This window comes from Rhodanobacter sp. T12-5 (assembly GCF_008329435.1).
Classification (GTDB): Bacteria; Pseudomonadota; Gammaproteobacteria; order Xanthomonadales; family Rhodanobacteraceae; genus Rhodanobacter.
This window is the reverse complement of record NZ_NPKN01000007.1, coordinates 80,754-105,593: the sequence shown is the minus strand read 5'-3', so window position 1 is coordinate 105,593 and position 24,840 is coordinate 80,754. Positions and strand designations below refer to the sequence as shown.

The following is a 24,840-nucleotide window of genomic DNA, read 5'->3' as shown; positions in this document are numbered from 1 at the left end:
GCCGTCGGCGTCGAAGGTGCGCACGGTGAAGGAGAGCGTGCCGCCTTCGTTCACCAGTTGCAGCGGCATCGGCAGGATCACCGGCGCCTGGTCGACGTTGGTCACGTGCACTTCGAAATGGCGCACGAAACTTGCGCTGCCGTCGCTGCCGGTGAGGGCGAAGCGGTAGGTGCCGGGGCTGGCACCGCCCACGTTGTCGCTTTGCGCGGCGAACAGGCCCGGCGTCCAGCTCAGTGTGGCGCGGTTGCCGTTGGCACCGGCGGGCACGCTCAGCTGCATTCCCGGTGGCAGGCCGGTGGCGGTCCAGTTGATCAGGTCGGCGTCGGTGTCGTTGGCGAACAGGTCGAGCGCGAGCGGCGTGCCCTCGGTGGCGGTCAGCTGCACCGGCACGGTCGGGTCGGTGCTGTCGGCCACGGCCTGGCCGTTGAGTTGCAGGCCGAGCAACTGCGGCGGCACGTCGGCCGCACGCACCACGATGCGCACGGTGTGCGTCGTCACGTTCGGCACCGGGTTGGCCGGGTTGGTGTAGCCGGCATCCTGCGGCGGCAGGCCGCTGTCGGTGACGGTGAACACGATGTCGTGACCGCCGATGTCGTCGGTGCTCGGCGTCCAGGTGAGGATCGCCCGGCCGTACTGGGTCTGCGGCGTGATCTGCGCGCCGAGCGGCAGCCCGGTGGCGCTGAAGGAGAGCGCATCCTGGTCGGCGTCGCTGACCGTGATCGGCAGGCTGATCGGCTGGCCGGCGACGGCCACGATCTGCGTGGGCAGGGTGAACACCGGCGGCTCGCTGGCGCTGCGCGCGGTGACCACGAAACTGACCGAGCTGGCCAGCACGCGGGCCGGGTCGCCATCGCCGTTGTCGCGGGCGGCCACGGTGATGGTGTAGTCGCCGCGGTCGTTGTCGCCCGGCGCGAAATGGAGCGTGCCGGTGATGTGGCCGTCGCCGCTGGACGGATTTTGGGTGTAAGTGGCGAACGGCGGCAGCCCGTCGAAGGTGAGCTGGATGGGGTTGCCGTCCACGTCGGCGATGTCGATCGGGATGTCGAGCGTGGCGCCCTTGTCGACGAAGGCGTTGCCGATCGGCGCGATGACCGGTGCGCGGTTGGTGTCGGCAACCACGATGGGGATCGTGACCTGGCTGACCGCCGGCGTGCCGGTGCCATCGCCATCGTCGGTGGCGATCACCGTGACGTGGTAGGTGCCGGCTTGGGCGTAGCCCGGCGTCCAGAGGATTTCCAGGGTGTCCGGGTCGAAGCTTGCGCCGTCGGGCAAGCCCAGCACCTGGTAGCTGACCGTGGCGGGCGCATCCGACTCCTGCTGCACTGCCTGGCCACCGGGCGCCAGACGGATCTTGGGTGCAAAACCGGGATTGTCGGGGTCGAAGGCGAACACGCTGATGCTCAGTGGCTGGCCTTCGAGAAGGTTCCAGCTGTCGCCGACATTGGCGTCGAACACAGGCGCGCCGTTGGCGTTGAGCACGTTGAGGGCGAGCGTCCGGGTGGCGCTACGCGTCACCAAGCTGCCGTCGGGCAAGGTGTAGGTCGCGGTGAGCGTGACCGCCACGTTGAAGTTGCCGTGCTGGTCGTAGCCCGGCGTCCAGGCGAGCCAGCCGGTGTCGGTGTTGAGCGTCATGCCGCCGGGCAGGAGTGGAGCGCTGTAGCGCAAGTCGACCGTGGTGCCGTCGGCGAAGGTGACACCGCCGGGCAACTGGCCGTTGAGCTGCAGGCCGAAGGCCTCGCCTTCACGCAGGATCTGCGCTGCGATGGGCGCGAGTGCCGGCGCCGGCTGCGCCTGCGCGACGATGATGTCGAACTGCTGGCGGGTGGTCGTCTTGCCGTCGCTGACGGTGACCGTGACGTCGTGGAAGATGCCTGCCTGGTCGTAGCCAGGGGTCCAGGAAAGAAGACCCGTGCGGGCGTCGAAAGACGCACCCGCCGGCAAGTTGGCGATGGCCAGCGTGACCAGGTCGCCATCGGCGTCGCCCGCGGCGAGCGGCAGGGAGAGCGACTGGCCTTCGTTCAGCGTGATGGTGCCGATTGGCGACAGCGTCGGTGCGTGGTTGCCTCCCGCGACGGGCAGGTGGAAGGTGCGCAGGGCCACGCCGCCGCGGCTGTCCTGCACGCGCAGCACGATCACGCTGTCGGCAGGTGCGTTGGCTCCGGGCGTCCAGCTGAGCGTAGCGGTGGCGTGGTAATAGCCGTCTGCGCCGACGGTGGTGCCGTTGGCTGGCGTCAGCGTGACACCGGCGGGCGCCTGCACGAGCTGCCAGTGGAACACGGTGCCGTCGGGATCGAGCGCGTCAACCTGCGCCGTCCAAGGCTGGCCGACCGTGGCAGTGGTCGGGAAGGTGTCGGCCGAGTAGTCGATGACCGGGACGGTCGCATCGCCGCCGTCGGTTCCGTCAGTGGCAGGGGCCAGCACCAGCCCAAGGCTCGGCGGCAGGTTGGCCTGCGGCACGGCGTAGACGCCGTGGCCCAGGTCGAACTTGGCCAGTTCCGGCAAGCTGCCTGGGCCGCCGAAGGCGCTCGCCGGGACGACCGTGACGGTCTGGTCGGCCAGCGTGGCACCGGCGGCGAGTTTGCCACCGAGGGCCTGCAATGCGCTGGTGAGGTCGAGCACCCACAGGTCGGCCTGGTCGCCGTTGCCCTGGGTGGCACCAGTGATGCTGTCGCCGAAGTAGGCACCCGGGTCGAGCAGCAGCATCAATGGACCATCGAGGTCGTCGGTGCCGACATTGGTGAGGCTGACGTCGTAGCTGACTTCACCAGTAGCCTGGTTGGAGCGGGTGTGGCTGAAACTCAGGTGCACCTGCGAGCTCATGTTGAGCAGCGCGGTGAAACCGGTGATGGTGTCCTGGCCGATCGCCAGCTGCATGCTGCTGCGCAGGCTGCCGCTGATGGTCAGCTGGTAGTGGCCGGCCTGCAAACCGCTTACGTCGAGGTAGGCGGTGTGCGTGGCCGCATCCCAGCGCACACTGGCCGGGTTGATGGCCGCGGCGTTCGTGCCGTCGGGCAGCAAACTGTAGTTGGCCACGTCGTAGATGCTGGAGGCATCCTGCGGGTTGGTGCCCAGCCACATGTCCTGATCGAACTGCACCGCGATTTCGCCCAACGGCAATGGCACCAGGGCGCCATCGGGCACGCTGGTGGCGATGATCTTGGGCGCTTGCGCGGGTGCAATCTCGTCGACGTGGTTGGTCTGCGCTACCAGGATGCGGCCGTCAGCCGTGGTGAGCAGCGCTTCGCCCTGCGTGCCGCCGCCGGCGACCTGCAGTACACGGCGCGAGTCGAGTGCGATCATCCATACGGAGGAACCATGCGTGGTGTCGGCGACGCCGTCCACCTGCACGTGCTGGTTCAAGCCGCCGGAGGCGAACAGCAGGCCATCGAGCAGGCTGCCCGGTTGGCCGAAGGCGATCGAGTCGACCACGCCGGCAAGGCGGTATTCGAGCTCCGCCCGGCCCAGCGTGGCGCCGCTCATCGGGAAGCTGACGATGTCGGTGCTGCCATTCGGATCGGCAGCGGTAATGTCGCTGCCTGTCCAGCGCACGCCCCACAGGCGGCCGTCGGGACCGAAGGCCAGATCGCCCACGCGGGTGTTGCTGAAGTGCTGCCAGGCCAGACTGGGATCGGTCTGGTCGGGGTGGAACACATCGATGCCGTCGCCGGCGGAGACGTAGATGTCGCCGGTGCCGGGCTGGATTGCCAGCGCGTGCGTCAGCGGCTGGTCGCCGGGACCGTGCAGGCGACGCACGATCGCGCCACTGGCTGCGTCGACCTGCAGCAGCTCGTTGCCGGTCATCACCCACAGCTGGCCGAGTGCATCGACGGCCATGTCGAGCACGGGCGCATCGAGCGTGAACAGCGGCGTGGTGCTGTGGCCGCCGTGTACGTCGTAGCGAAACACCTCATTGCGCTCCGCGCCGGCACTGACCAGCACCGATCCATCGGCCAGTTGCACCATCGCCATCGCGCCGATGTCGGCCGCGCCGGTGGCAAAACCATCCGCGAAGCCGCGTGCTGCGAACGGTGCCAGCACGTTGCGCAGGTCGCCGGCGCCGACGCTGGCGACCTGGCCCGGCAACAGCTGGGTGGCCTGCTGGAACAGCGTGTTTTCGGCGTAGCTGCGGTCGGCCGGTGCCTGCGACACCTGCGCGCTCTGCTCTACGCCAGGGGTGACGCCCAAGCCGTCGAGCACCTGCTGGCGGCTGCCGTCGTCGGGCAGTACCGCGTTGGTGACCATGGCCGCTTCGCGGTTGCCGGCGTTGTCGGTGGCCGCGGCGAGGAACTCGTAATGGTGGCCGGCTTCGCCTGTGAAGGTCGCGTGGGTCTGGTCCAGGCCGAGCTGGCGCTGCCAGATCTTGAAGTCGCCGCCGTCGGTGGCGACATAGACGGTGACGTAGCGGATGCCGCTGGCGTCGTCGGTCGCCGTCCACTTGACGTCGAAGGTCGGCGCGCCTTGCGCGTCGGTCCCTGTGGAGGTCACTTCCACCTTGGTCGTGGGCGCCGTGGCGTCCAGCGTGGTGGTCACGGTGGTGCTGTCGATCGGCGGCGTATCGTCGAAGAAGATGCGCGCGGCGGTGGCGATGTGGGCGCCGGATGCGGCATCGGCTGCGGCGGCCACGGTGTAGCTGACGAAGCCGCCCGCCGGCTGGGAGCCGGTGGTGGGAACGAGCAGCGCACGGTTGAGGTTCTTCATCACCTCGCCGGTGGCCGGGTCGATCGCCTGCAACAGCCAGGTGGCCGTATGCGATTCGACGTCGATGCCCGCGCTCACGCGCAGGATGAAGCCCTTGCTGCCGCTGAAGTCGAAGTCGCCCTGGAAGTTGGCGCGATCGGCTGGCACGTGGATGTTGATGTCGCCGATCTTGAGGTCACCCAGGCGCAGCGAGCGCGGGTCCAGATTCGGATCGAGCTGCGAGACGATGCGGATCTGGCCGACACCCTGCGTACCCGGATTGCTGAAGGCGAAGCTGTAAGGCAGCGGCGTGGCGGCCGGCACGTAGATGCTGCCGTCCGCGGCCATGGCCTGGCCCTGCGGACCCTGCACGCTGATCGCGGTGTCGCCGACGTTGCTCTGGCGCGCGACCAACTGCAGGTACTGGGCGAGGTTCAGGCCCTTGGCGGGCAGCGGGTTGAATTTGTCGTCGAGCAGCCCTTGGTCGCGCAGGTATTCAAGCTCGGCCTGGCCGCCGACGAAGATGCGGAAATTCTCAAACTGCAGCGTGCGGCCGGCGTGCTGATCGTAATCTGCCGGGTTGGCGAGCGCCGGCACCGGCACCTCGATTTCATCGCCATCGGAGTCGGTACGCGTTTCGTAATGATCGATCGCACCGGTCGCCGCGTTCGGGTCGCCGGCGTACTGCGCGGTATCCCCATACCATTGCTGCACCTTGGCGAAGAAGCCGAGGATGTCGGCCTGGGTGCGATAGCTGTCGCCGCCCTTGGACATCAGGATGCCGGCGGCCAGCGTGGCGTTGAGGCTGACCACCTGCGGATTGGTCGAGATCGGCGGTGCCTGGTCGGCCGGGCGCAGCATGCCGCAGGCTTCCAGCGAAGCCAGCCAGCCGTTGACCCATTGCGTGGCGTCGGCTGCCAATACCGCCAGATTGCTGGGCGCGTTCGCGTCCGCGAGCACGGCATCGCGCAGGCGCAAGGCGTACTGGGTCTGCTCGGCGATGAACTCGTCACGGGTCAGGGCGGTGGCGGAAGCCACCACGTTCATTTCGAACGACTCGGACAGCGCTTCTATTTTTTCGAGCGCGCGGTCGTCCGGGTTCAGGAAGCGTGCGGCAAGTCCCTGCTGGATATTGTCCAGCCCGCTTACGCCGGCATCGAGGATTCCTTGTGCCTTCCAGTCCGGGTGCGTGGCGTACAGGGCATCGCGCAGGGTATTGAAATCGCCGTTGATCCACGCGGTCAGACCCGGATAGGTCTGCAGCCGGAAGTTCATGCCGACGAAGCCGTGCGCGGCCACGTCGAACGCATAGCCCGGCGCCAGGTTGTACCCGCTGGTGTTTTCGGTGCCATCCAGCGAGGCCCACGGGATGTCGCTGCGCGGCTGGCTGCCCGGCGTCTGGCCGTAGCTCTGCGTGTTGGCCGGTGCATTGGCGGTATTGCCGAACGGTGAGCCGCCGACGTTGGAACCGAACAGGGCGTAGGGCAGGTCCAGTCCGTCGAGCAGATAATGGTTGTAGCCCATCTCGACCGCGCCGACGTCGAAGCGCACGTAGGGCGTGTCGACGTTGGTGAGGCTCTGCAGCGACACGGTGTATGTCGCAGCGTCGCCCGGTTCGAGATTGCGCGGGCCGCCGATGCCGATGGTGACGTCGTCCTCGATGCCGCGCTGGACCAGGTAGCGGTCGGCCTCGGTGACGCTGTGGCCGTCGGGGTTGACGACGGTGACGTCGTACAGGCCGAGCGGGAAGGCGCGCGTGTCGAACACGGCGCGGATGTGCGTGGCGTCCAACACCTGCCAGCGTTCCGGCTCGGCCTGGTACACGCCTGGCCGGGTCAGCTTGACGATCGCGCCGGCCTGGAAGCTGGAGCCGTAGATGTCCAGCGTGACCCAGCGGTGGTCATCGTCGCTGACGCCGCCGTTGTCGGGCGTGACCTTCGTGATCGACAGCGGCAGCAGATCGGCGCGCAGGATCGCGGGCACGGCATTGCCGCTGCGCGAGCGCACCAGGATGTAGTAGTCGCCGGCCTGGGTGCTGGGGATCAGGGCCTGCTGGTCGGCCGAGGCCGCGTTGGTGTACGCCGCGTCGTAGGCGAAGCCGGTGGGGATGTCGCCATAGCGCACGAACAGCTCGTTGTCGCCGCTGGCCGCGGTCGAATCGAGCAAGACGCGCAGGGTCTGCCCGGCCGCCACGCTGACCTTGTAGAGCAGGGTCTGGCCGTCCGACAGCGTGATCGCGGTGGGGCTGGCTACCGCGATCTGCGGCACCTGGGTCTGGATGCTCGACGCCGACGCGGTGAGGTTGTTCGCCTCGCCCGGGGCCATCACCAGTCCGGTAGGACCGTAGCTGATGTCGCCTTCGTAGACCTCGTTGTACAGGTCCGGACGTACCACGATGCGCCAGCTGCCGTCCTTCAGCGGCGGCAGGTTGGCCGTGAGCGTACCGGTGTAGCTGGCACCACCGGCGACGTCGCCGGAATGGTTGACCTTGCCGAGCAGGATGTCGCCGATGTCCCAGCCGTTGTCCTGCGACAGGTAGATCGCGTCGGTCCAGTGACCGTGGGCGGTGTTGCTCGAATCGTTGGTGACCGAATAGGTGACGGTGACCGGCGTGCCCACCGTGGCCTGCGCGGGAACGCTGACATCGACGACCTTGAGGTCGGCCGGTGGCGGCGTTTCCACCAGCATCGGCTGGGCCGCGGCGGTGGCGTTGTTCTGGTCGTAGCCGAACTCGCGGACCTTGCCGTAGGCTCCGCTGCCGAAGGCACGCGCCGGGTCGGTGATGACGAACACGTAGTAGGGGCCCTCGAGGTCGCCGGGTGCGGTGATCTCGAAGTGGCCGTCATAGGTGCCGCCGGCGGCGAGACCGCCGCTGTGCGACAGGTAGCCGAGGTAGCAGTCCTGGTTGACATCAAGGAAACGGTCGCGGGAGAGATAGATCAAATCGTTCCAGCTGGTCTGGCCGCCGGGCGTGGTGCCGCCGGCGTTGAGCACGCTGTAGTCGACGTCGAATTTCTGGCCGGCAATCACCGATACCGGTGCGGTGACCTGGGCCACCTGCAGGTCCGGTGGCGTGGCCAGCGTGATCGGCAGCGCGAGCGAGGCAACGTTGTTGCCCTCGTCACGGAACTCCAGCACGGCGCCCGGGCCGCTGCCGCTGACTCCGCGCAGGTCGGAACGGATGGTGCTCGGTTCGTCGTTGTCGGCGACGGTCGAAGTATCCGCTTTGACGATGATGTGGAAGTCGCCGCTGATCGATTGCGGCAGGTGGAAGGTGGCCGATTGCGTGTACGACTCGCCAGGCAGCAGGAAACGCGGTTGGCCATTCGCATCGAAGAGGGAGATTTGCTGCACGCAACCCGGGTTGTAGTAGCCGCCCTCGATCAGTGCGAAATCGCTGCTGTCGAGCGAGTCGTCGTTGGACAGGTATACGCCGTCGTACCACGCGTTGGTGCGCGTCGCACGCGTGCCCTGGTTGGTCACCGTCCAGGTGACGGTGACCAGGTCGCCCGACTTGGGCGCGTCGTTGTCGATGGTGACCGAGCCGATCTGCAGGTCCGCTTCGCGGTAGGTGATGTCGAGCGGGCTGCCTCCGAGGTTGTTGTCGTTGCGCGCACCTTCGTATGCCGACGTGCGGTAGAACGAAAGCGCGTTGCTGTTGAAGCCGCCGGTGGTGATTTCTTCGGCAGGATTGCGGTGGAAATCCGGATCGTGCCGTTCGCTGTCCGTGATGACGTAGATGTAGTAACGCCCATCCGTGCCGGCTGGCAGGCGCACGTTGGCCGTGGTCGTATAGCTGGCGCCCGCGGCCAGGCCGTTGCTGTTGTCATGCTCGAACAGGCCCAGCAGGGTCGCCCGGCTGGGAATGAAGGTCGGGTCGGTGCTGATGTACACCGAATCCTGCCAGCGCGCGGTCGACGGCCATACGGCCTCGCCGTGGTTGGTGACGGTCCAGCTGATCGACGTCAGTTCGCCGGAGTAGTTTTGCGGCTGGCATTGCACCGCGGTGACCTGCAGGTCCGCCGGATGCGGCGTGACGACCGACGCGGCTGACGTTGCATTGTTGGCGTTGCTGACCTCGCGCACCTGCTGGAGCGCATCGGTCTGGACGATGATGTAGCTGCCGGTGATGGATGGTGCCAACTGCACCGTCTGGTTGACAGTGTACTTTTCGCCGTTGTTGAGTGCGCGCTTCTGCGTGTAGCTGCCAAGGGTCCAGATGTGCTTGGCTTTGCTGAGGTCGGCGTTGTCGGCCACATAGACCGTATCCGTCCAGTCGCCGTCGAACAGGTCGCCCTGGTTCTGCACGGTATAACTGAAGCTGAGGGTGGTTCCGGCGTCGATGCTCGCCGGCGCGTTGACCTCGGTCACCACCAGGTCCGGCGGGGTGATGCCGAGCACGCTGATGGCACGAGCCTTGTAGTTGTCGTTGTCGACCTGGCTGGGATCGTCCGGGTTGATGTTGGAGGCGAGCGTGTCTTCCAGAATGGTGTCGTAGGCGTCGGACCAGACGGTGACGTAGTACTGCCCGCTCAGGGTGCCGTCGGGAATGGTGACTTGCAGGTCACCCAGGTAGTCCTCGCCGATGGCGAGGTTGCCGGTGTGCTTGATCGAGCCGAGCAGCACATCGCCCTTGTAGGCACCGGGACGGCGCGGGTCCTTGGCCAGCCAGACGGTGTCGGTCCAGCTGTTGACGTCGGCGCTTACGCCCCGCGTGGTGGCGCTCCCCAGATTGCTGACCTTGTAGCGCACGTCAATGGTGGCGCCGTGCACGGCCTGGTCCGGTGCGACCACGTCGCTGGTGACCAGGTCGGAGAAGGGCACCGGGTCGACATAGAAATGTGCGGCCTTTGCGTTGTTGCCGTTGTTCGGGTACTCGTCGATGGCGTTGTCGCCATCGGCGACGACGATCAGGTAGACGTCCCCGCGGTAAGTGATCGGGATGTCGATGGTGCCGCTGGTGTTGGAATAGCTTTCCGTCGGTGCGAGCGCACTGTTGTTGTCGTATACGCCGACCAGCTTGTCGTCACCACTCAAGGTGCCGTCGAGCGAGAGGTATACCTTGTCGCGCCAGCGACCGTTGGCCGGGACGGAACCCAGATTGGTCACCGTGTACTGGATGGCCATGCTGGTGCCGGCGGCGACGTGGTCGGGCACCACCACGTTGCCGACCTGCAGATCCGGGCGGCTCAAGAGGCTGACTTGCAACGCGTCGGACGAGATCAGGACGTTGTTCTGACTTGCCGTACCGTATTCGTAGACATCGTTATTGCCACCGGAGTTGGTGACCACCTCGATGCGGTAGAGCCCTTCGATCCTGGAGGGCAGGCGCACCTGCTCGGTGCGGGTGTAGGCGATGCCGGGCGACAGTGGGCGGTCATAGGTGAAATTGCCCAGCACGACCGCCGAGCCGTTGCCATCGGCGGGAACCAGCTTGACGGTATCGACCCACGGGCCGACGGCGTTCGCTGCCCCCTGGTTGACGACAGTCCAGGCGATGTCGACCAGGGCACCTTCCTGCGCCGTCTCCGGCAGGCTGACCGATTGCACGGCCAGGTCGGGAGAAGGCGCAAGCTGGACCGGCACCGCTGCACTGTGGCCAACGTCGTTGTTGCCATAGATGAACTCGAACGGCCCGCCCGTGCGTACGTTGAGGTAATAGTTGCCCTGGATGCCGTTGGGCAAGTTGACCGTGATGCTTCGGCTATAGGTGTCGCCAACGGCAAGCTGGCCGATGTGGTCGGCCGACCCCAGGTTCACGATCGAGCCGGTGCCGTCGGGATTGCTGCTCAGCCAGACGTGGTCCGTCCACTGCGCGGTGTCGGTGATGCCGATACCGTTGTTGACTACGCTCCAGCTCACGGTGAGCGGCTGGCCGCTGGTTGCTGCGCCCTGCGTGGTGACGGACTGCACCTGCAGGTCGGAGTATGGCTGGGGCATCACGTCGATGGCGTGGTCGGCCTCCAGTACGTTGTTGGCGCGCGCGCCGTTCTCGAATACGACCGCTGCCGAATCGGCCACCACGAACAGCTTGTAGTGCCCGGTGGTGCCGGGTGGCAGCAGGGTGCTGAGGTGCCCGGTATAGGAGTCGCCGACGGCTAGCGCGCCGTCGTGCAGGACGGTGCCCAGCACGCGGTCGTCGCCGTTGCCGAGCACGTCATCGGTGGAGAGGATGACGTTGTCGGTCCATTGGCCAGCGAGGCCCGCGCCGGTCCCCTGATTGGTCACCGTCCAGCTCACGTCGAGCGTGGCCGGGTCGGCAATCAGGGAGGTCGGCGCCTGCACGGCGCCCACTGCAAGATCGGCGTGGGGCGCCAGTTGTACGGTCAGCGCCTGCTGGCCGGTGTCGTCGGTGCGGGAGTGCTCGTCCAGCGCGTGGGCTGCGTCGGTGACCACGACGATGGCGTATTCGCCGTCGTAGGCCAGCGGCAGCGCAAGGTCGGCACCGGCGGTGTAGCTGGCGCCCTTGTCCAGCGGGCCGGCGTGTGCCACTTCGGCAAACTGTGTGAGCGCGCCATTGTGCGAAATGTAGATCCGATCCACCCAGCCTGTGGAGGCGAGGCCACCATGGTTGGTGACCGTCCAGTCGACATGGATCGTCGAGCCGGATTGCACCAGGCTCGGGCCGGTCACCGTGCTCACGGCAAGATCCGGACGGGCCACGGTCAGGGCAGTCCCGCCCCGCGCCAGGTTGTCGCCTTCGCCGTCGCGCTCGTAGACGGTGTTGTCGGTGTCGGTGGTGACCACCCAGGTATAGCTGCCTTCGACGAAGTTGGCGGGCAGCGTGAAGCTGACGTTGCGCAGCGCGCTGGCACCGGCCGCGAGGCCGTCGGTGTAGAAGCGATTGGCGACCTCGAACCGCTGCCCGTTGCTGTTCTCCAGGAAGATGCGGTCGCGCCAGGTGCCCGGGACATCGGCGTTGCCCAGGTTGTGGGCCACATAGGTCAGGCTGACGTTGTCGCCCGGTCGTGCGTCGGTCGGACCACTGATGTCGGTTACCGTGAGGTTGGCCGAGGGCGAGAGCGAGATCTTCAGCAACTGGCTGTAGGCGCTGTTGTTCCCGTTGCGACCGTTTTCGTCGACCACGTTGTTGAGGTTGGTGTAGACCAGGATGTAGTAGTCGCCGACCAGGTCGCGCGGCAGGGTCAGCGTGGCGCTCGCGGTATAGCTGTCGCCCACCGCCAGGTAGCCCGCGTGCGTTACCGAGCCGGCCAGGATGATGTCCGACGACGACGGCACGCCGGTGCGCGAAAGCACGACGCGGTCGTTCCACAACGCCAGGTTGGTTGCGGAATTGCCACTGTTGCTGACCTGCCAGGTCACGCGGACGCTCTCGCCGCTCAAGGCAGTTGCCGGAGCGGTGACGGAGGTCACGCCGAGGTCTGCGTAGGCGGCAGCCAGCACGATCGGTTGCGCGGCGCTGGTGCTGTCGCCGCGCGTATCCGGCTCCAGCACCTCGCCGTTGGCATCGCTGCGGATGGCGATGTAGTAGCGCCCGTCGGGCAACCCTGGCAAAGTGGCCATGAGTGCCTGCGAATAGCCTTCGCCCACGCCCAGGGCGCCGGTGTGCCGCACGCTGCCGATGACGATGTCGTCACCGTTGCCGATGGTTGCATCGGTGCTCAGGATGATGTGGTCGGTCCAGGCATTCGAGGTGGCAGCCTGCCCGGTGTTCTTGACGTTCCAGCTGACCTTGATCTGCGTGCCACCCATGGCTGTGGCGGGGGACACCACGTTGCTGACGGCCAGGTCGGCGTAGGCAACCGCCGCTGAAGTCAGGCTGGCATTGGCCGTGTTGTTGTCCTCGGCGGTGCCGTCGAGATTGGTTTCGTACAGCACGCCAAGACCGGCGGTGTTCTGGTCAGTGGCCACCGTGATGGCCAGATCGCCCGTGCCCTTCAAGCCATCGGGCAGGCGGAAAGTGAAGCTGCGCAGGCGATGCTCGCCTGCGCCGATCGGGCCGTTGGCCTGTCCGTCGATCGTGGCCTGCGGGTCATACAGCAGGCTGGTGTCGAGCAGCAGCAGGCCCGAGTCCCCGCGGCTGACCGTGATGTGGTCGCTGAAGCCCAGGGCGGTTGCGCTTGTGCCGGTGTTCCAGTCTTCCCAACTGATCGTGACCAGGCCGCCTGCCTTCACGTCGGTGGTGGTGATCTGCAGGTTCTTCACCTGCAGGTCCGGGCCGGCGGTCAGCGTGGAGGTGATCGTGTTGTTGCTTTCCCCGCTGCCCTGAGCGTTTGCCTCAGGCACCTCGCCAAGACTGTCGGCAATGATGCGCAGGGAGAAGCGACCGGACGCGTCGATGCCGCTCGGCCAAACGAAGCTGCCTTGCCGGTCGCGGCTGGCGCCGCTTTCGAGTGCGCCGGCGTCGAGCAGGTCGCGCACGCTGAAGGTGTCGACCACACGGCCGGTGGACAGGTTGCGCAACTCGAGTTTTTCACTCCACGGCATCGTCACCGCGGCGGCACCCTGGTTGGTGACGGTCCAGTCGACCGCCACGGTCTGGCCTGGCTGGAAATCGCCGGCCGGCTGCAGGCGCACGTTCCCTACGGTGAGGTCGGCATAAGGTGCCAGCTTCACCTGCGTGGAGAGGACGCCGGCATTGTTCTTCTCGCCGGTGCCGGCGGCGTTGAATTCACGCAGGACATTGTCCGAGTCCGCCAGCACGGTGATGCTGATGTTGCCCGCCGCTGCGGTGCCGTCGGGCAGGCGCAGCTGCAGATGGCGCGTGATCGCCGTGCCGATACCCAGCGGCGTACCGATGCCGTCGTAGGGCACCACGGTGTCGAGCAGGACCGCGCCGGTATCGGTATTGCGCACGATGACGCGGTCGTTCCAGCTTTGGCTGGCTGCCGCGTTGCCGCGGTTTTCCAGCACCCACTGCACGTCCACCAACTGGCCGGTCGACAGGTCGCTGGCGGGGGTGATACTGACGTTGTTGACCGAAAGGTCGGGGGCGAATGTGGTGCCGATGGTTCCCGCGTCCTGGGCCGGGCTGGGGGACAGCTTGGTCAGGTTGAAGGTGAACGGGCGTAGCGGAGTCGTCTCGTAATTCGAGACCGAAACTACGAGCGTGTAGTCACCGCCGACCGTGAGATTGGCCAGATCGACACCGGCATTCGCGTACCTGTCACCGAAGACGGTTCGCCCATGCGGATCCAACAGGCTCCATTCGGCCGTGTAGCCGGAGGAGTTGGGGGCCGTCAGCGCGTCGAGGAAATAGCTCGCGCCCGCCTCGATGGTCAGACGGTACAACTGCGTTTCGTTGCCCGGATCGACTTGCACGGTCACGGGTGTACCCGGGACGACGTCGGTCGCGTCGCTGAAGTTGAGCACGCGGAACGAATACGCCTGAGCCTGGCTCGCCCAGACGCTCAGCACGTAATCGCCGGCAGGAATCTCGCGGATGTCGTCGTAATAGAAGCTGCTGCTGACCACGCTTCCGTGAGGACCATCCAACTGCCAGTTCGTGTTGTTGTAAACGAGACTGTCAAACACCAGTCGGCTGTCGGCGTCGAGATGCAGGGCATAGCGAACGCGCAGGCCCGATGCCGGCGTGGTTCCCGAAACCACGGTGTTCAGTGGCAAGGAAACTGCTGTGGTATCCGCCACAAAGCGGAAGTTGGGGGTTGCCCACCAATAGGAATAGGCATTGTCGATGGCCAGCAGGTAATGGCCGGCATCCAGCGCCAGGGGAGGCGCGATCTGGGAGCCAGAACCGGAGGCGATCAACTTGCCGTAAGGCGAGTAGAGCCGCCAACGGGCATAAGAGGCATACGAACCGTCGATGTACCGGTACGCGAAGCTGCCTGCCTGTGCCAGGTCGAACTGATACAGGGATGCAACCGCGGTCGATGGATAGCTCCCGCTGATGATGGCGCCGCCCACCAGTTCCGGTGCCAAGCTCGCATCGCCCAGGAAGATGCTGAAATTGCCTGGGGCGGCATCGCCATTGGCATGGCTGAACCTGACCGTATAGCTGCCTGCGTTCAACGCGACCAGCGGACGAGCGGGGTCCGACTCGTCGGCGGCATAGACCAGGGTGCCGTTGGCATCGTAGATGTCGACGCGAAGATTGGAGGTGTCGCCGGTGGGTTGCAGCCACAGGGTGGACGCGCTTGCCAGATCGAGGTGGTAACTGACCCGTCCATCCTCACCAAGCGTGCCGCTTGTGGCCTGGCCGACCACCAGGGTGTCCATGTTCTGGTCGAGCGATACCTTCAGCGTGTAAGGCGCTGCCGACTGGTAGTTGTTGCTGTCGCAAGTGAGGTAGTACGACCCGTCGCGCGGTAGCGGGAAGACCGGTGTCTGCACTTGTTTGATGAAGCGGCCGAAGGCGTCGTACAGGTTCCAGACCAGCCCACTGCCGGTGGCCTCGAGCGTGAGCTTGTCCCCGGCCTTGCCGTCGAAGCGGTAGACCTTCGCTTCGCCCGGCACTTCGTTGTCGCTGACGGGCACGTCCGGTTGGATATCGGTCGCGCCGGCAAGATCCAGCAGGCGCAAGCGCAGCGTTCCGGAAACGCCTGTCAGGTGCAGCGTGTACTTGCCGGTCGCCAGGTCAAGCAGGGGACTGCCGCTGGCCGGATCGGTACCCCAATTGTTGCCGGATGCGACGACCTGCCCATCCCGCGTGATGTTCCAGCCAAACGAGTAGTTGCCCTGGGTGAAGTCCAGCAGGGCCCGCGTCGGCGACGACACCGTGAAGTCGAAATTCTGCGAGCCGTAGCTCTGGAAATACGTACCCACCTCGATCTGCCGACGATCGAGCGCGAAGCCGAACGCAACCGGGGCCGCGTCGGCACCCGCATCGGTACGCCATACCAGCAGGTATCGGCCGGCCCATGGCGCAGTCAGGCTGCCGGCACCGGTAATGTCGCCAGTGCTCACAAACTGACCGTCCGGGCCGAGCAAGGTCCAACTGCCACCGAGCAAACCGACATCGGTCGGGTCGTAATCCAGCGTGTCTCCGGCGAGCGCGTCGAAGCTGTAGACCACGGTGCTGCCAGGTGTGACCTGGCCGGTGATGCTGCTGTCCTGCTCCACGGGGATCGCCTGCTGCGCATCGAGCGTCTGCAGGTCGAACTGCTCCGTGCTGCCGGTCGCTGCGGCCACGGTGAGGGTGTAGGTCCCGGCGTCCAGCTCGATCAGCTGCGGCCCGTAGGAATCGCCCTCGGCGTCGGTTTGAGCGCCGGTCAGCCACCAGTGGAAGCTGTCGTTGCCGCCGTGCGCCGGGTTGAGCAACAACTGCGTCGGGTGGGCGAGGGTGAGGCTGTACACCGCGCTGTCCGTGGTCGCCGTGTCGACGTGCAGCAGATCGCCTACCTGGAACGGGGCAGGTGTCTGTGCGGAGGCATCGAGCAGACGGAATCCGAGCGTCGAGCTGCCGGTGCTGTCGGCAGCCCGGCTCCAGACCAGGTAATAAATGCCATCGGTCTCGAAGGCCGGAAGCCGCACGGTCCAATCAGCATTCCCGCTGGCGCCCACCGCCCCGGCGCTGTCGAACAGCGTCCAGCCGGAGTCGACGTTGTTGTCTTGTGGAATGACGTAGAGCTGCTGGCCGGCAGTACCTTGCACGCGCCAGGCCATCGTCTGGCCAGGAGCCAGCTCCGCGCTTGCCGGGGCATTGGACGCCAGCAACGGCGCGGCATCCAGGGCAACGAGTGAAAGCGTATAGGAGATGGCGTTCGTCGTATCGCCCGTGGACACCGCCTGCGGGGCAACGATATATCCGCCGCCCCCACCGCCGTAGTAGTAACCGACGTCGTCCGCGTCGGCGACCTCGATGTGATAGCTGCCTGCAGCCAGATGCACGAACTGCGCAAGCCCGCTGGTGTAGCCGCCTGCCCAGAACAGCTGGTCCAGGTTGTCCCCGGTGATGTGGATGGCGACCCGCGCGCTGGCATCGGCGCTGAAACAGATGTCTTGATCCGCACTCAGGTCCAGCGTGTGTTCGGCAATCACGTTGCCCGGCTGGACCGTACCGGTCAGGGGGCTGTCAAGCGTAATCGCGGTTGCCGTCGTGAAGTGCACCGCACCCGCGGAAGCCTGCCCGTAGCCGGATGGGTCGTAGCTGCCGACCGTGTTGAAGCTGACCAGGTACCAGGTGCCGTCGGCATCGGGATGCAGGTGGAGGGCGAAGCTTCCGTCGGAACCCGATGGGTCGGCGGAGACCAGGCCCTGGTTCGATCCCGTGTTGGAATAGAGATTGAAGGAGCCGGAACTGTCCAGGCTCAGGTCGGGGCGATACAGCGCGTACTGCAAGTTCGGCGAGCCAGACAGGTAATAGTCCTGGCCGGCGACAAGCGGTAGCGCGTAGATGCCCGGCGGGACGTCGAAGCTGGCGCTGTCGGCCGGGATCCCGGTGGCATTGGCCTGCGTGGCCAGGACGAAGTCGACGCTGAGGTCGTTGTCGGCGCTGACGAAGAGCTGGTAATCCCCCGCGGCGAGCGCCTGCGCATCTAGCGCATCGGCGACATCCGTGAAGTCGAACTGACCGCTGAGCACCACGCCCGAGGCATTGCGGAGTTCCCAGGACGCGCCGTAGTTGTTGGCGGCGCCCTTCAGGGACACCAAGGTGTCCGACGCCAGGGTGAAGGTGTAGGCCTTGCTGGTACCTGCGGCAACGGTGTCGGTGACCGCGGTGCCCGGGTCCAGTGTGGTGGTCGACACCGGTGTCGGCGCGGGCGTGGCCGTCGGGACTTGCTTCGTCGCGCTGAAAACCAGCTGGGTTGCCTGGTTGGCGTAGGCCATCAACAGGTACGTGCCTGTTTCCCCGAACTGGAACGTAGCCTCGCCACCGTTGGTGTTGCTGCTGGCAACGACTTGGTTGTCGGCGTCGACGACCTGCCAGTAGCCCCACGTCGACACGGTGCTGGTCGACGAGAGGTCGATCACGTCCCCGACGCTGCCCGACAGCCGTAATATCTGGACGTCCGAACCCGATTGCAGCACAACCGTCGCGCTTGTATCGATCGGGAGCTCCGGGCTTGCATTGGCATCCGAAAGACGGAAATCGAAGGTGAAAGGCGAACCGCTGCTGTAGCTGTTGTTGAAGTCGCCGAAGGACAGCGTGTACTTGCCGGCTGCGAGAGTGAACGGAAGTTCCGAGTAGTCGTACATGGCCGAATCGAGCAGCGTCTGGCCGCTTTCGTCGACGATCCGGTAACGGATGTAACCATTTGTTTGGTTCGGGGAGACCAGCTTCAATCGGCCGGCCTGGGACAGCGTAAAGGTGTAGTCACTTCGGCGGCTGTTCACCGAATCGAGTGAGGCGGTGTAGCTCTGGCCGACGACCAGCGCCGTTGAGGAAACGGGAAGGGGGGTGGCCGAGACGGTGTAGTCGAGTGGGGTATCGCCTTTGTTCGTGCGGCACACGACCAGGGTGTAGTCGCCACTGGGCAGTACTCGCACGGCGGGGCCGTTGGCCCCGGTGGTCAGGTAGCGATTGTGGTTGGGATCGTAGAGAGACCAGCGGATGTCGTTCGCATTGGCTGTGGCAACGCCCAGCGAAACCGGTGTCAGCCCATCGCTGTGGAACGTGTAGACCACCGGGTCCTGGTCGGCGGCCAGGCTGCCGGTCACGGCGGCCGCAGGCAGCGTCTGCGCGTCACTGAAGTCGAGGATCTTGAATCGGTAACTCTGGTCGGCGTAGTAGCTGCTGAAACGGATGTCGTATTCGCCCGGCGGCAACACGATGGGAGAAAGATAGGGTGCTTGCTGCCCGACATAACTGCGATACACCTGACCGTCATGCAGGATGTCCACCTGGACGTAGCCGGACTCGCCGTAGCTGTCGCACAGGGCGATGGTCGCCCCCTGCGGCACGCTCAGGCGATAGCTGTCGTGCCTGTTGTAGCTGTCGAGCGTTCCGCTGAGCACGTTGCCCGGCGTGCATGCCGGGGGCACGTGTGCCGCCGCAGAGGCGGTATAGGACACGTCGCTGCTGTCGCTGACCTGGCCCGTGACCAGCAGCGTATAGGTGCCGGCGAGCAAGGTATCGGTGTCGAAATCGCCACCTTGATCAGCAGAAGCCACGATGGTGTGGCTTGCATCGAGCAGGCGCCAACCCACCGCGCTGCCATCGCCACCATCGCCAAGGTGGATGTGCAACCCATATCCGGTGGCGACGTCGAGGTGGTAGATCGCCGTTTCACGACCCGTCAATGTGCCGGTGGCTTCGCTATCGCCGACGGGAGGCGTTTCCTGGATATCGATCAGTTGCAGGGCATAGTTGTCGCCTGGGCTGCCCTGCACGTAGAGGTAGTAATCGCCGGCGACCCATGACTGCACGGCGAGATTGCCTTGCGTGCCCACATTGCTGTTGGAGAGCCAACTCCAGTCGGATTGCCCTCCCGCCGCGACCAGCTTGTAGCGCATGCCACCGTTGGAGCCTGCGTCGAAGAGGGCCAGATCGCTTGTGAGCGGCAGGTGCAGTCGGTACACGGCCAGCGATTCGGCGGAACCCAGTGTGCCGGAGACGACGTCGTTCAACGTCATTTGCGGAAGCGCCAGGGCATTGATCGCGACGTCAAACGCGGCGGTTCCCGGATCGGTGGCCGAGCGCGTAATTGCCAGTGTGTAGACGCCGCTGTCGAGCAAGCCTGTGTCGACGGCGACCGCGCCGACGCCGCTGGTCACCCACTGACCCTGGCCGGTATACAGGTTCCATACCAGGCCGGCGCTGTCGGCACCGGCGAATGCGATATGCATCGCTCCCGGCTGCGTGTGGTCGTAGCGATAAATGGCAGCCTGCCGATCGGAAACCGAACCGCTTGCCTTGCCGTCCACGAGCAGTGGCGCGAGCGAGCTGTCGTTGCTCTGCAGCGAATAACTGGCGGCATCGGAGGTGGCCTCGATCGTCAGCACGTAGTCGCCTACGCCGGGGATCCAGTCATATGCCGCCGTGCTCTGGTCACTCCAGGGTGGCGTGGCGTCCTGGCCGGCTGCGGCCAGCCGCCAGTGGATGCCGGTCGAACCAAGGTCGCGCAACAGCAAGTCGACGGGCAGCGATTGCGCGTGCGGCACCGTCAGGTGCCAGACCGCCTTGTCGCCGGCATGTTGCAGCGTGCCCTGGATGTTTGCGCCAAGATCGACCCGGGGTCGGGTGGCTGCCGACTGGTTGACGGTGATGGAGTACGTCGCAGGACTGCCGCCGTCGATGACGATCAGTCGCTCCACGTTGGCGTCGATGCCCTCGCCGATGGCCAGCGCACCGAGCGAGGCCGCGCCGGACGCGACAAGCTGGCCCTGCGCATCGAAGACGCGGATCGCCGCGCCGCCATCCGCGGCCGTGCTGGCCGCGAGCGCCAGGTCGGCCAGTTCGATGGAGCTGGCGACGCGATAGACCTGCGCATGTGCATCAGCGACGTCGACCGCCGTCGCTTGCCCCAGCGTCATGGTCGCGACGTCGGACAGATCGCGCAGGCTGAAACCGTAGGCACCCAGCGCAGCCGGGTCCTCCGCCTGGATTTCCAGGGTGTAGACACCCGGGCCGAGCACGATGGGAGCGGCGCCGGCGAGCGTTCCGGATGAGACCATCGTGCCATCGGCAGCGCGTACGGCCCATTGCTGGTCGCCGCCGGCCAGACCGTCGACGAGCAGCCGTGAAGGCGTGCTTGTGGAGAATGTCCACTGGTCGGGAATGCCTGTGGCCGTCGTGCTGCCCGAGACGTCATCACCCAGCGCCAGCGTGGCGTACCTGGGCGAGACCACCGATGCCTCGAACGCGATGTCCACCGGCACCGTGTTGTCCGTGGCCCCGTTGATGACGAGGAAATAGCTTCCCGCATGGGGCAGGGCAAGGCGCATCTTTCCTGCGGCCGTCCAAAGGACGGCCGCTTGCACGCGTACGCCGTTGGCATCCATCAGCCATGTACTGGCCTGACCGTCGGCGATGCTCGACACATCCACACTCAGGTAATCGCCCGCGTTGCCTTCGACCCGGTAGATGGCGGTGCCGTTGCCGGGGTCAAGACTGAGCGATTGCGGCGCACCCAGCGTCAGTGCCGGCGCCGTGGCATAGGTAAGCAAGTTGAACGCGAAGGTGCCGACCGTGGCATCGACGGGGGCCACTGTCAGGCGGTACTGGCCGATGTCCGACAGTTGGATCTTGTCGAGCGAGCCATTGTCGACGATCTGATTGAACGCGGTACTGGCGACAACCTGGCCACTGGGGCCCGACAATTGCCAGGTGATGTCGCTGCGGCTGGACAGGCTGTCGAAGATCGCCCGCGTCGGTGCGTCGATGGAAAAGTCGTATTCGAAACGCTGGCCCGGGGCCGTGATTTCGCCGCTGACCTTGGTGCCTGGAACGAGGGCTTGCCGGGTCGTGGTGATGGCCAGCGGAATGAAAGCCGTCGCGGGTATGTCGGCGTCGTAGTAGTAACTGTCCCAGACCAGCGCGTACCTGCCCTGGGTGAGGTGAATGGCGTTCGATGTGCCGTAGGAACCCGCTCGCGTATATCCCTGCGCGTCAATGAGGCTCCACCGCGGCGTGTAATACGACGAGGACGGCACGTCGATGACGTAGTCGCCCTCCGCAGGGACGTCCAGGACGAAAGTCGGGCGCGCTTCGTTTGCAGCGACGGCAGTGGTCGTGGCCGGTTCGCCAAAGGGCAGTGCCGCCATGGCGTCCATGTCGGCAAGATTGAAGGCGAAACTTCCGGTGCTCAGGTCGCCGCTGTTGACCGTCAGTGTGTAGATGCCCGCAGGCAACGTGTCTATATAAACGCCGTTGGTGAAGTAGCGGGAGGACACCTCCGCCCCGCGCGGACCGGTCAGGCTCCAGCGGAAAGAATCCTGCCGCCCGGGATTCATCAACAACTTCGTGGGTGCCGTCAGCGTAAAGCTGTACTGGATGCTTTGGCCGGGCTCGGCGATTTCACCGACCACATCTTCGCCCAGCGTCAGGGGTGCAGTCACGGAGTCCCGCCTGCCCACCGTGAACGTGCCGGTTGTCGAGGCGTTCGACCAATTGGAGGGGGACAGCACCAAAAGATATTCGCCACCGATGCTGGCATTGATGTCGATGTAGTCGTAGTTGGTGTATCCGTCGCGAACGACCTCACCGCGCGGGTCGATGAGCCGCCAGTAGCGGTTGGTGCCTTGCCCACCATCGAAATAGAGGTGGTCACCGGAATCCGCATCAAAGCGGAAGATCTGGCTCTGGCAGGCTGGAACGGAAAAGCTGGTTTGCTCACCGAGGGCGATGTCGGAAGCCGCATTCCTGTCCATCAGCCGGAAATGGAACGTCGCCGGGTTGTCGGTGAGGTTGGACAGAACAAGCGTGTAGTGGCCTGGTGCGAGCAGAGTGCAGTTGTCGGATATCAGGTTGTTCCAGCCGGTCACGTTGCCTTGCGGCCCTCGCAGCAACCATCGCACGTTGGTTGGAATGCCGCCGGAGCCGAAGAGCGCACTGAACACCACCGAAGTCGGCTGGCTTACATCCAAGCTGTACAGCGCAGTGCTTTGGCGCCCGTTCAAGGTGCCGGTTATCACATCGTTGAAAGATAGCGACGCAGACGACTGCTCGGCCTCGCTGATGGTGAACGTGTCGTTCGCGCTACCGGTCGCACCTGTGTTTCCGGTATCGAGCAAGGTGTACGTGCCGGTGTGCGTGATGTTGAAAATGGTGCCCGGATTGTCACCGGAGATCGTTGACACCGACTGTCCAAACTCGTCGATCAACGACCAGGTCGAACCGTAGTAACCGCCACCTTGCGAGTCCACGTTGAGCACCAGCGGCTTGCCCGCTGTGGCTTCAATGCGGTATCCCACGGTCGAACTGGCGGGGGAGCGGGTTGCGGTCGTGGCCTGGCCGGGCTGAAGCGGGGGAAACGTGGACAGATCGACCAGCTGGAAAGCGTACGAGCCGCCGTTGTAGTCCCAGGATGCATAGGCGCCCTGCAAGGTCAGCACGTAATCGCCGGCCGGCAGCTTCAGGACGTTGTTCTGGTAGGCATATTGTTGGCTGACCTCCGTGCCGCGAGGTCCCACCAGGGTCCAGACTGTCGACGAGTTGGTCTGCCCATCGAAGGCGAGGGTGGTTTCGGCGGACAGGGAAAACCGGTAGATCTTGGTCTCGTTCCAAGCCGACAACACGCCGGCGGCAACCCGACCCAGGGGCAGGGCATCGCCATCGGGCAGCGGCGCCGGATCGGTATGCCCCACCTTGTTCAACCGGGCCGCAAAATCCAGCGGCGCAGTGTTGCCGATGGCGCCTTCGATCAGCAGGGTGTAAGTGCCATCGACCGATGCCGTCAGGGCAGCCGTGTTGCCGGCCAGATCCCGTGTACCGCTCACATCACGCCCATACGGGTCGATCAATCGCCAACTGGCATGGCCGGCGCTGACCGTGTTGTCCTGCAGTTGCAGGCTGTCGCCGGCCTGTGCGGCGAAGCGGTAAGCCAGGTTGCCGTTGCCCGGATCCAGCGTGCCACTGAGGGCAATGCCCAACTGCTCCAGCGGAGCTGCGCCGAGGTCTTGCAGGATGAAGGCGTAATCACCCACTGCGCTGTTGCTGCCTTCGACAGTGAGCGTGTAGTCACCGGCGGGCAGGGCGCTGATCGTGGCCTGGATGCTCTGGTTGAACCCGCGCTGGTTGATCTCCAGCCCGCGCGGGCCACGCAGCGACCAGAGCAGGTCGGAGCGGTTGGTCAAGGCATCGAACGCCAGCTGTGTCGCCTGGGCCAGTTGGAAGCTGTAGACCGTCCGCTGGCCTGCCAATGCAACGCTGCCGTTGGTCACCGCCCCCAGCGCCACGCTGGCCGCCACATCGGGGACTTGATTCAACGAGAAATGATAAGCAAGGGGGGAGCCGGCGGCGTTGTAGTTGTAACCGGACATCGCCAACCAGTAGTCGCCGCTCTGGGGTACCGTGAAGGCCGGCGTGCTGCTGGTCAGGCTGTTGCCGGCTATCTTTTGGCCGTAGGCATCGAGCAGCGACCAGTTGATGTAGCCACCGCCGGGCAGGGAGCCGGCCAGATACAGCCGCTGCCCTTGCTGCAACGAAACCTTGTACAGGTTGGTATTGCGGCTGTAGGCCAGCGTCGAATCTATGGTCGAATTGAGGCTCAGCGCCTGCGCCGAGCTTGTATCGAGCAGGCGGAATGCATAGGCGCCGGATGCGCTGCCATTGCCGATGGTGAGGGTGTAGCTTCCGGCAGCCAGCTTTACGCCGGATGGATCATCGTAATAGTTCCAACCGGTATAGCTGGACGTGATCTGCCCCTGCGGCCCGCTCAGCGACCAATAAAAATCGTTGCCGCCGAGCTTGTCGAACACCACCGAGGTGTCGGTGTCGAGCGTGAAGTGGTAGTTGGCGACCTGGCCCGGAAGGTTGCCGGCTGCGTCGACCTCCTGCCCAAGCTCAAGCGCCGCATCGATGTCGTTGACGGTACCCAGCGTGAAGGAATAATCGACCTGGGCGGTGTTTGCGATGCCGCCTTCCAGCAGCATCAGATACTGGCCGGTGTATTGGGCAGTGAAGGTATCCATGCTGCTGCTCAGCGAGTCAGCCGCATGTTCCTGCCGCCCATACGGATCAATGAGGCGCCAGCTGATCGATGAGGAACCGGATGCAGCCACGATGCTGTCCGCCGACATGGAGAGTTTCTGTCCGGCGACGGCATTGAAACGATAGACGTTGGTTTCGTCGCCTTTCAAGAGACTGCCGGTGGTCTTGCTGTCCGGCTGCAGGTCGACCGCGGTGTCGGCATCGATGATGCGCATGGCATAAGTGCCCGTCGCGCCGTCATCGCCGTTGACCGTGATGCTGTAAGTCCCCGGGCCCAGATCGTAGGTGGTCGAACTCGTGTTCTGGCCATCCGTGTAGTCGAAACGCCGGCTGGTGATCTGGCCGTCGGGACCGGTCAGCGTCCACTGGATGTCATCGCGGTTGGTCAGGCTGTCGAACACCACGCGCTTGGTATCCGTCACGGTGAATTGGTAATGGTTCTGCTGGCCCGGCGCATCCAGCGAACCGCTAATGGCGATCGCGGCGGGATTGGCGTCGCCCGATAGCAGGACGCGTGGTTCAAGCGCTTCGAAACGGATGGCTGGGCCGCTTGCATGCTCGGAAGTTGTGGAGATGTACTCGGGTGGAACCGCACTGGAGGAGGGTGCGTCCTTGCTTTCGCGGGACGAGTTGTTGCCGTTCGACTGTTCCAT

1 protein-coding gene (cut by a window edge) is annotated in these 24,840 nt (G+C 65.3%); it reads right to left on the bottom strand.

Features of this window, described 5'->3' with window-relative positions:
• On the bottom strand, positions 1-24,840 hold the 5' portion of the coding sequence (locus CIW53_RS14090; protein WP_172969679.1) for a tandem-95 repeat protein. 12,198 nt of this gene lie to the left of the window's left edge; only the first 24,840 of its 37,038 coding nucleotides appear in the window; its start codon is at positions 24,838-24,840; its stop codon lies beyond the left edge, outside the window.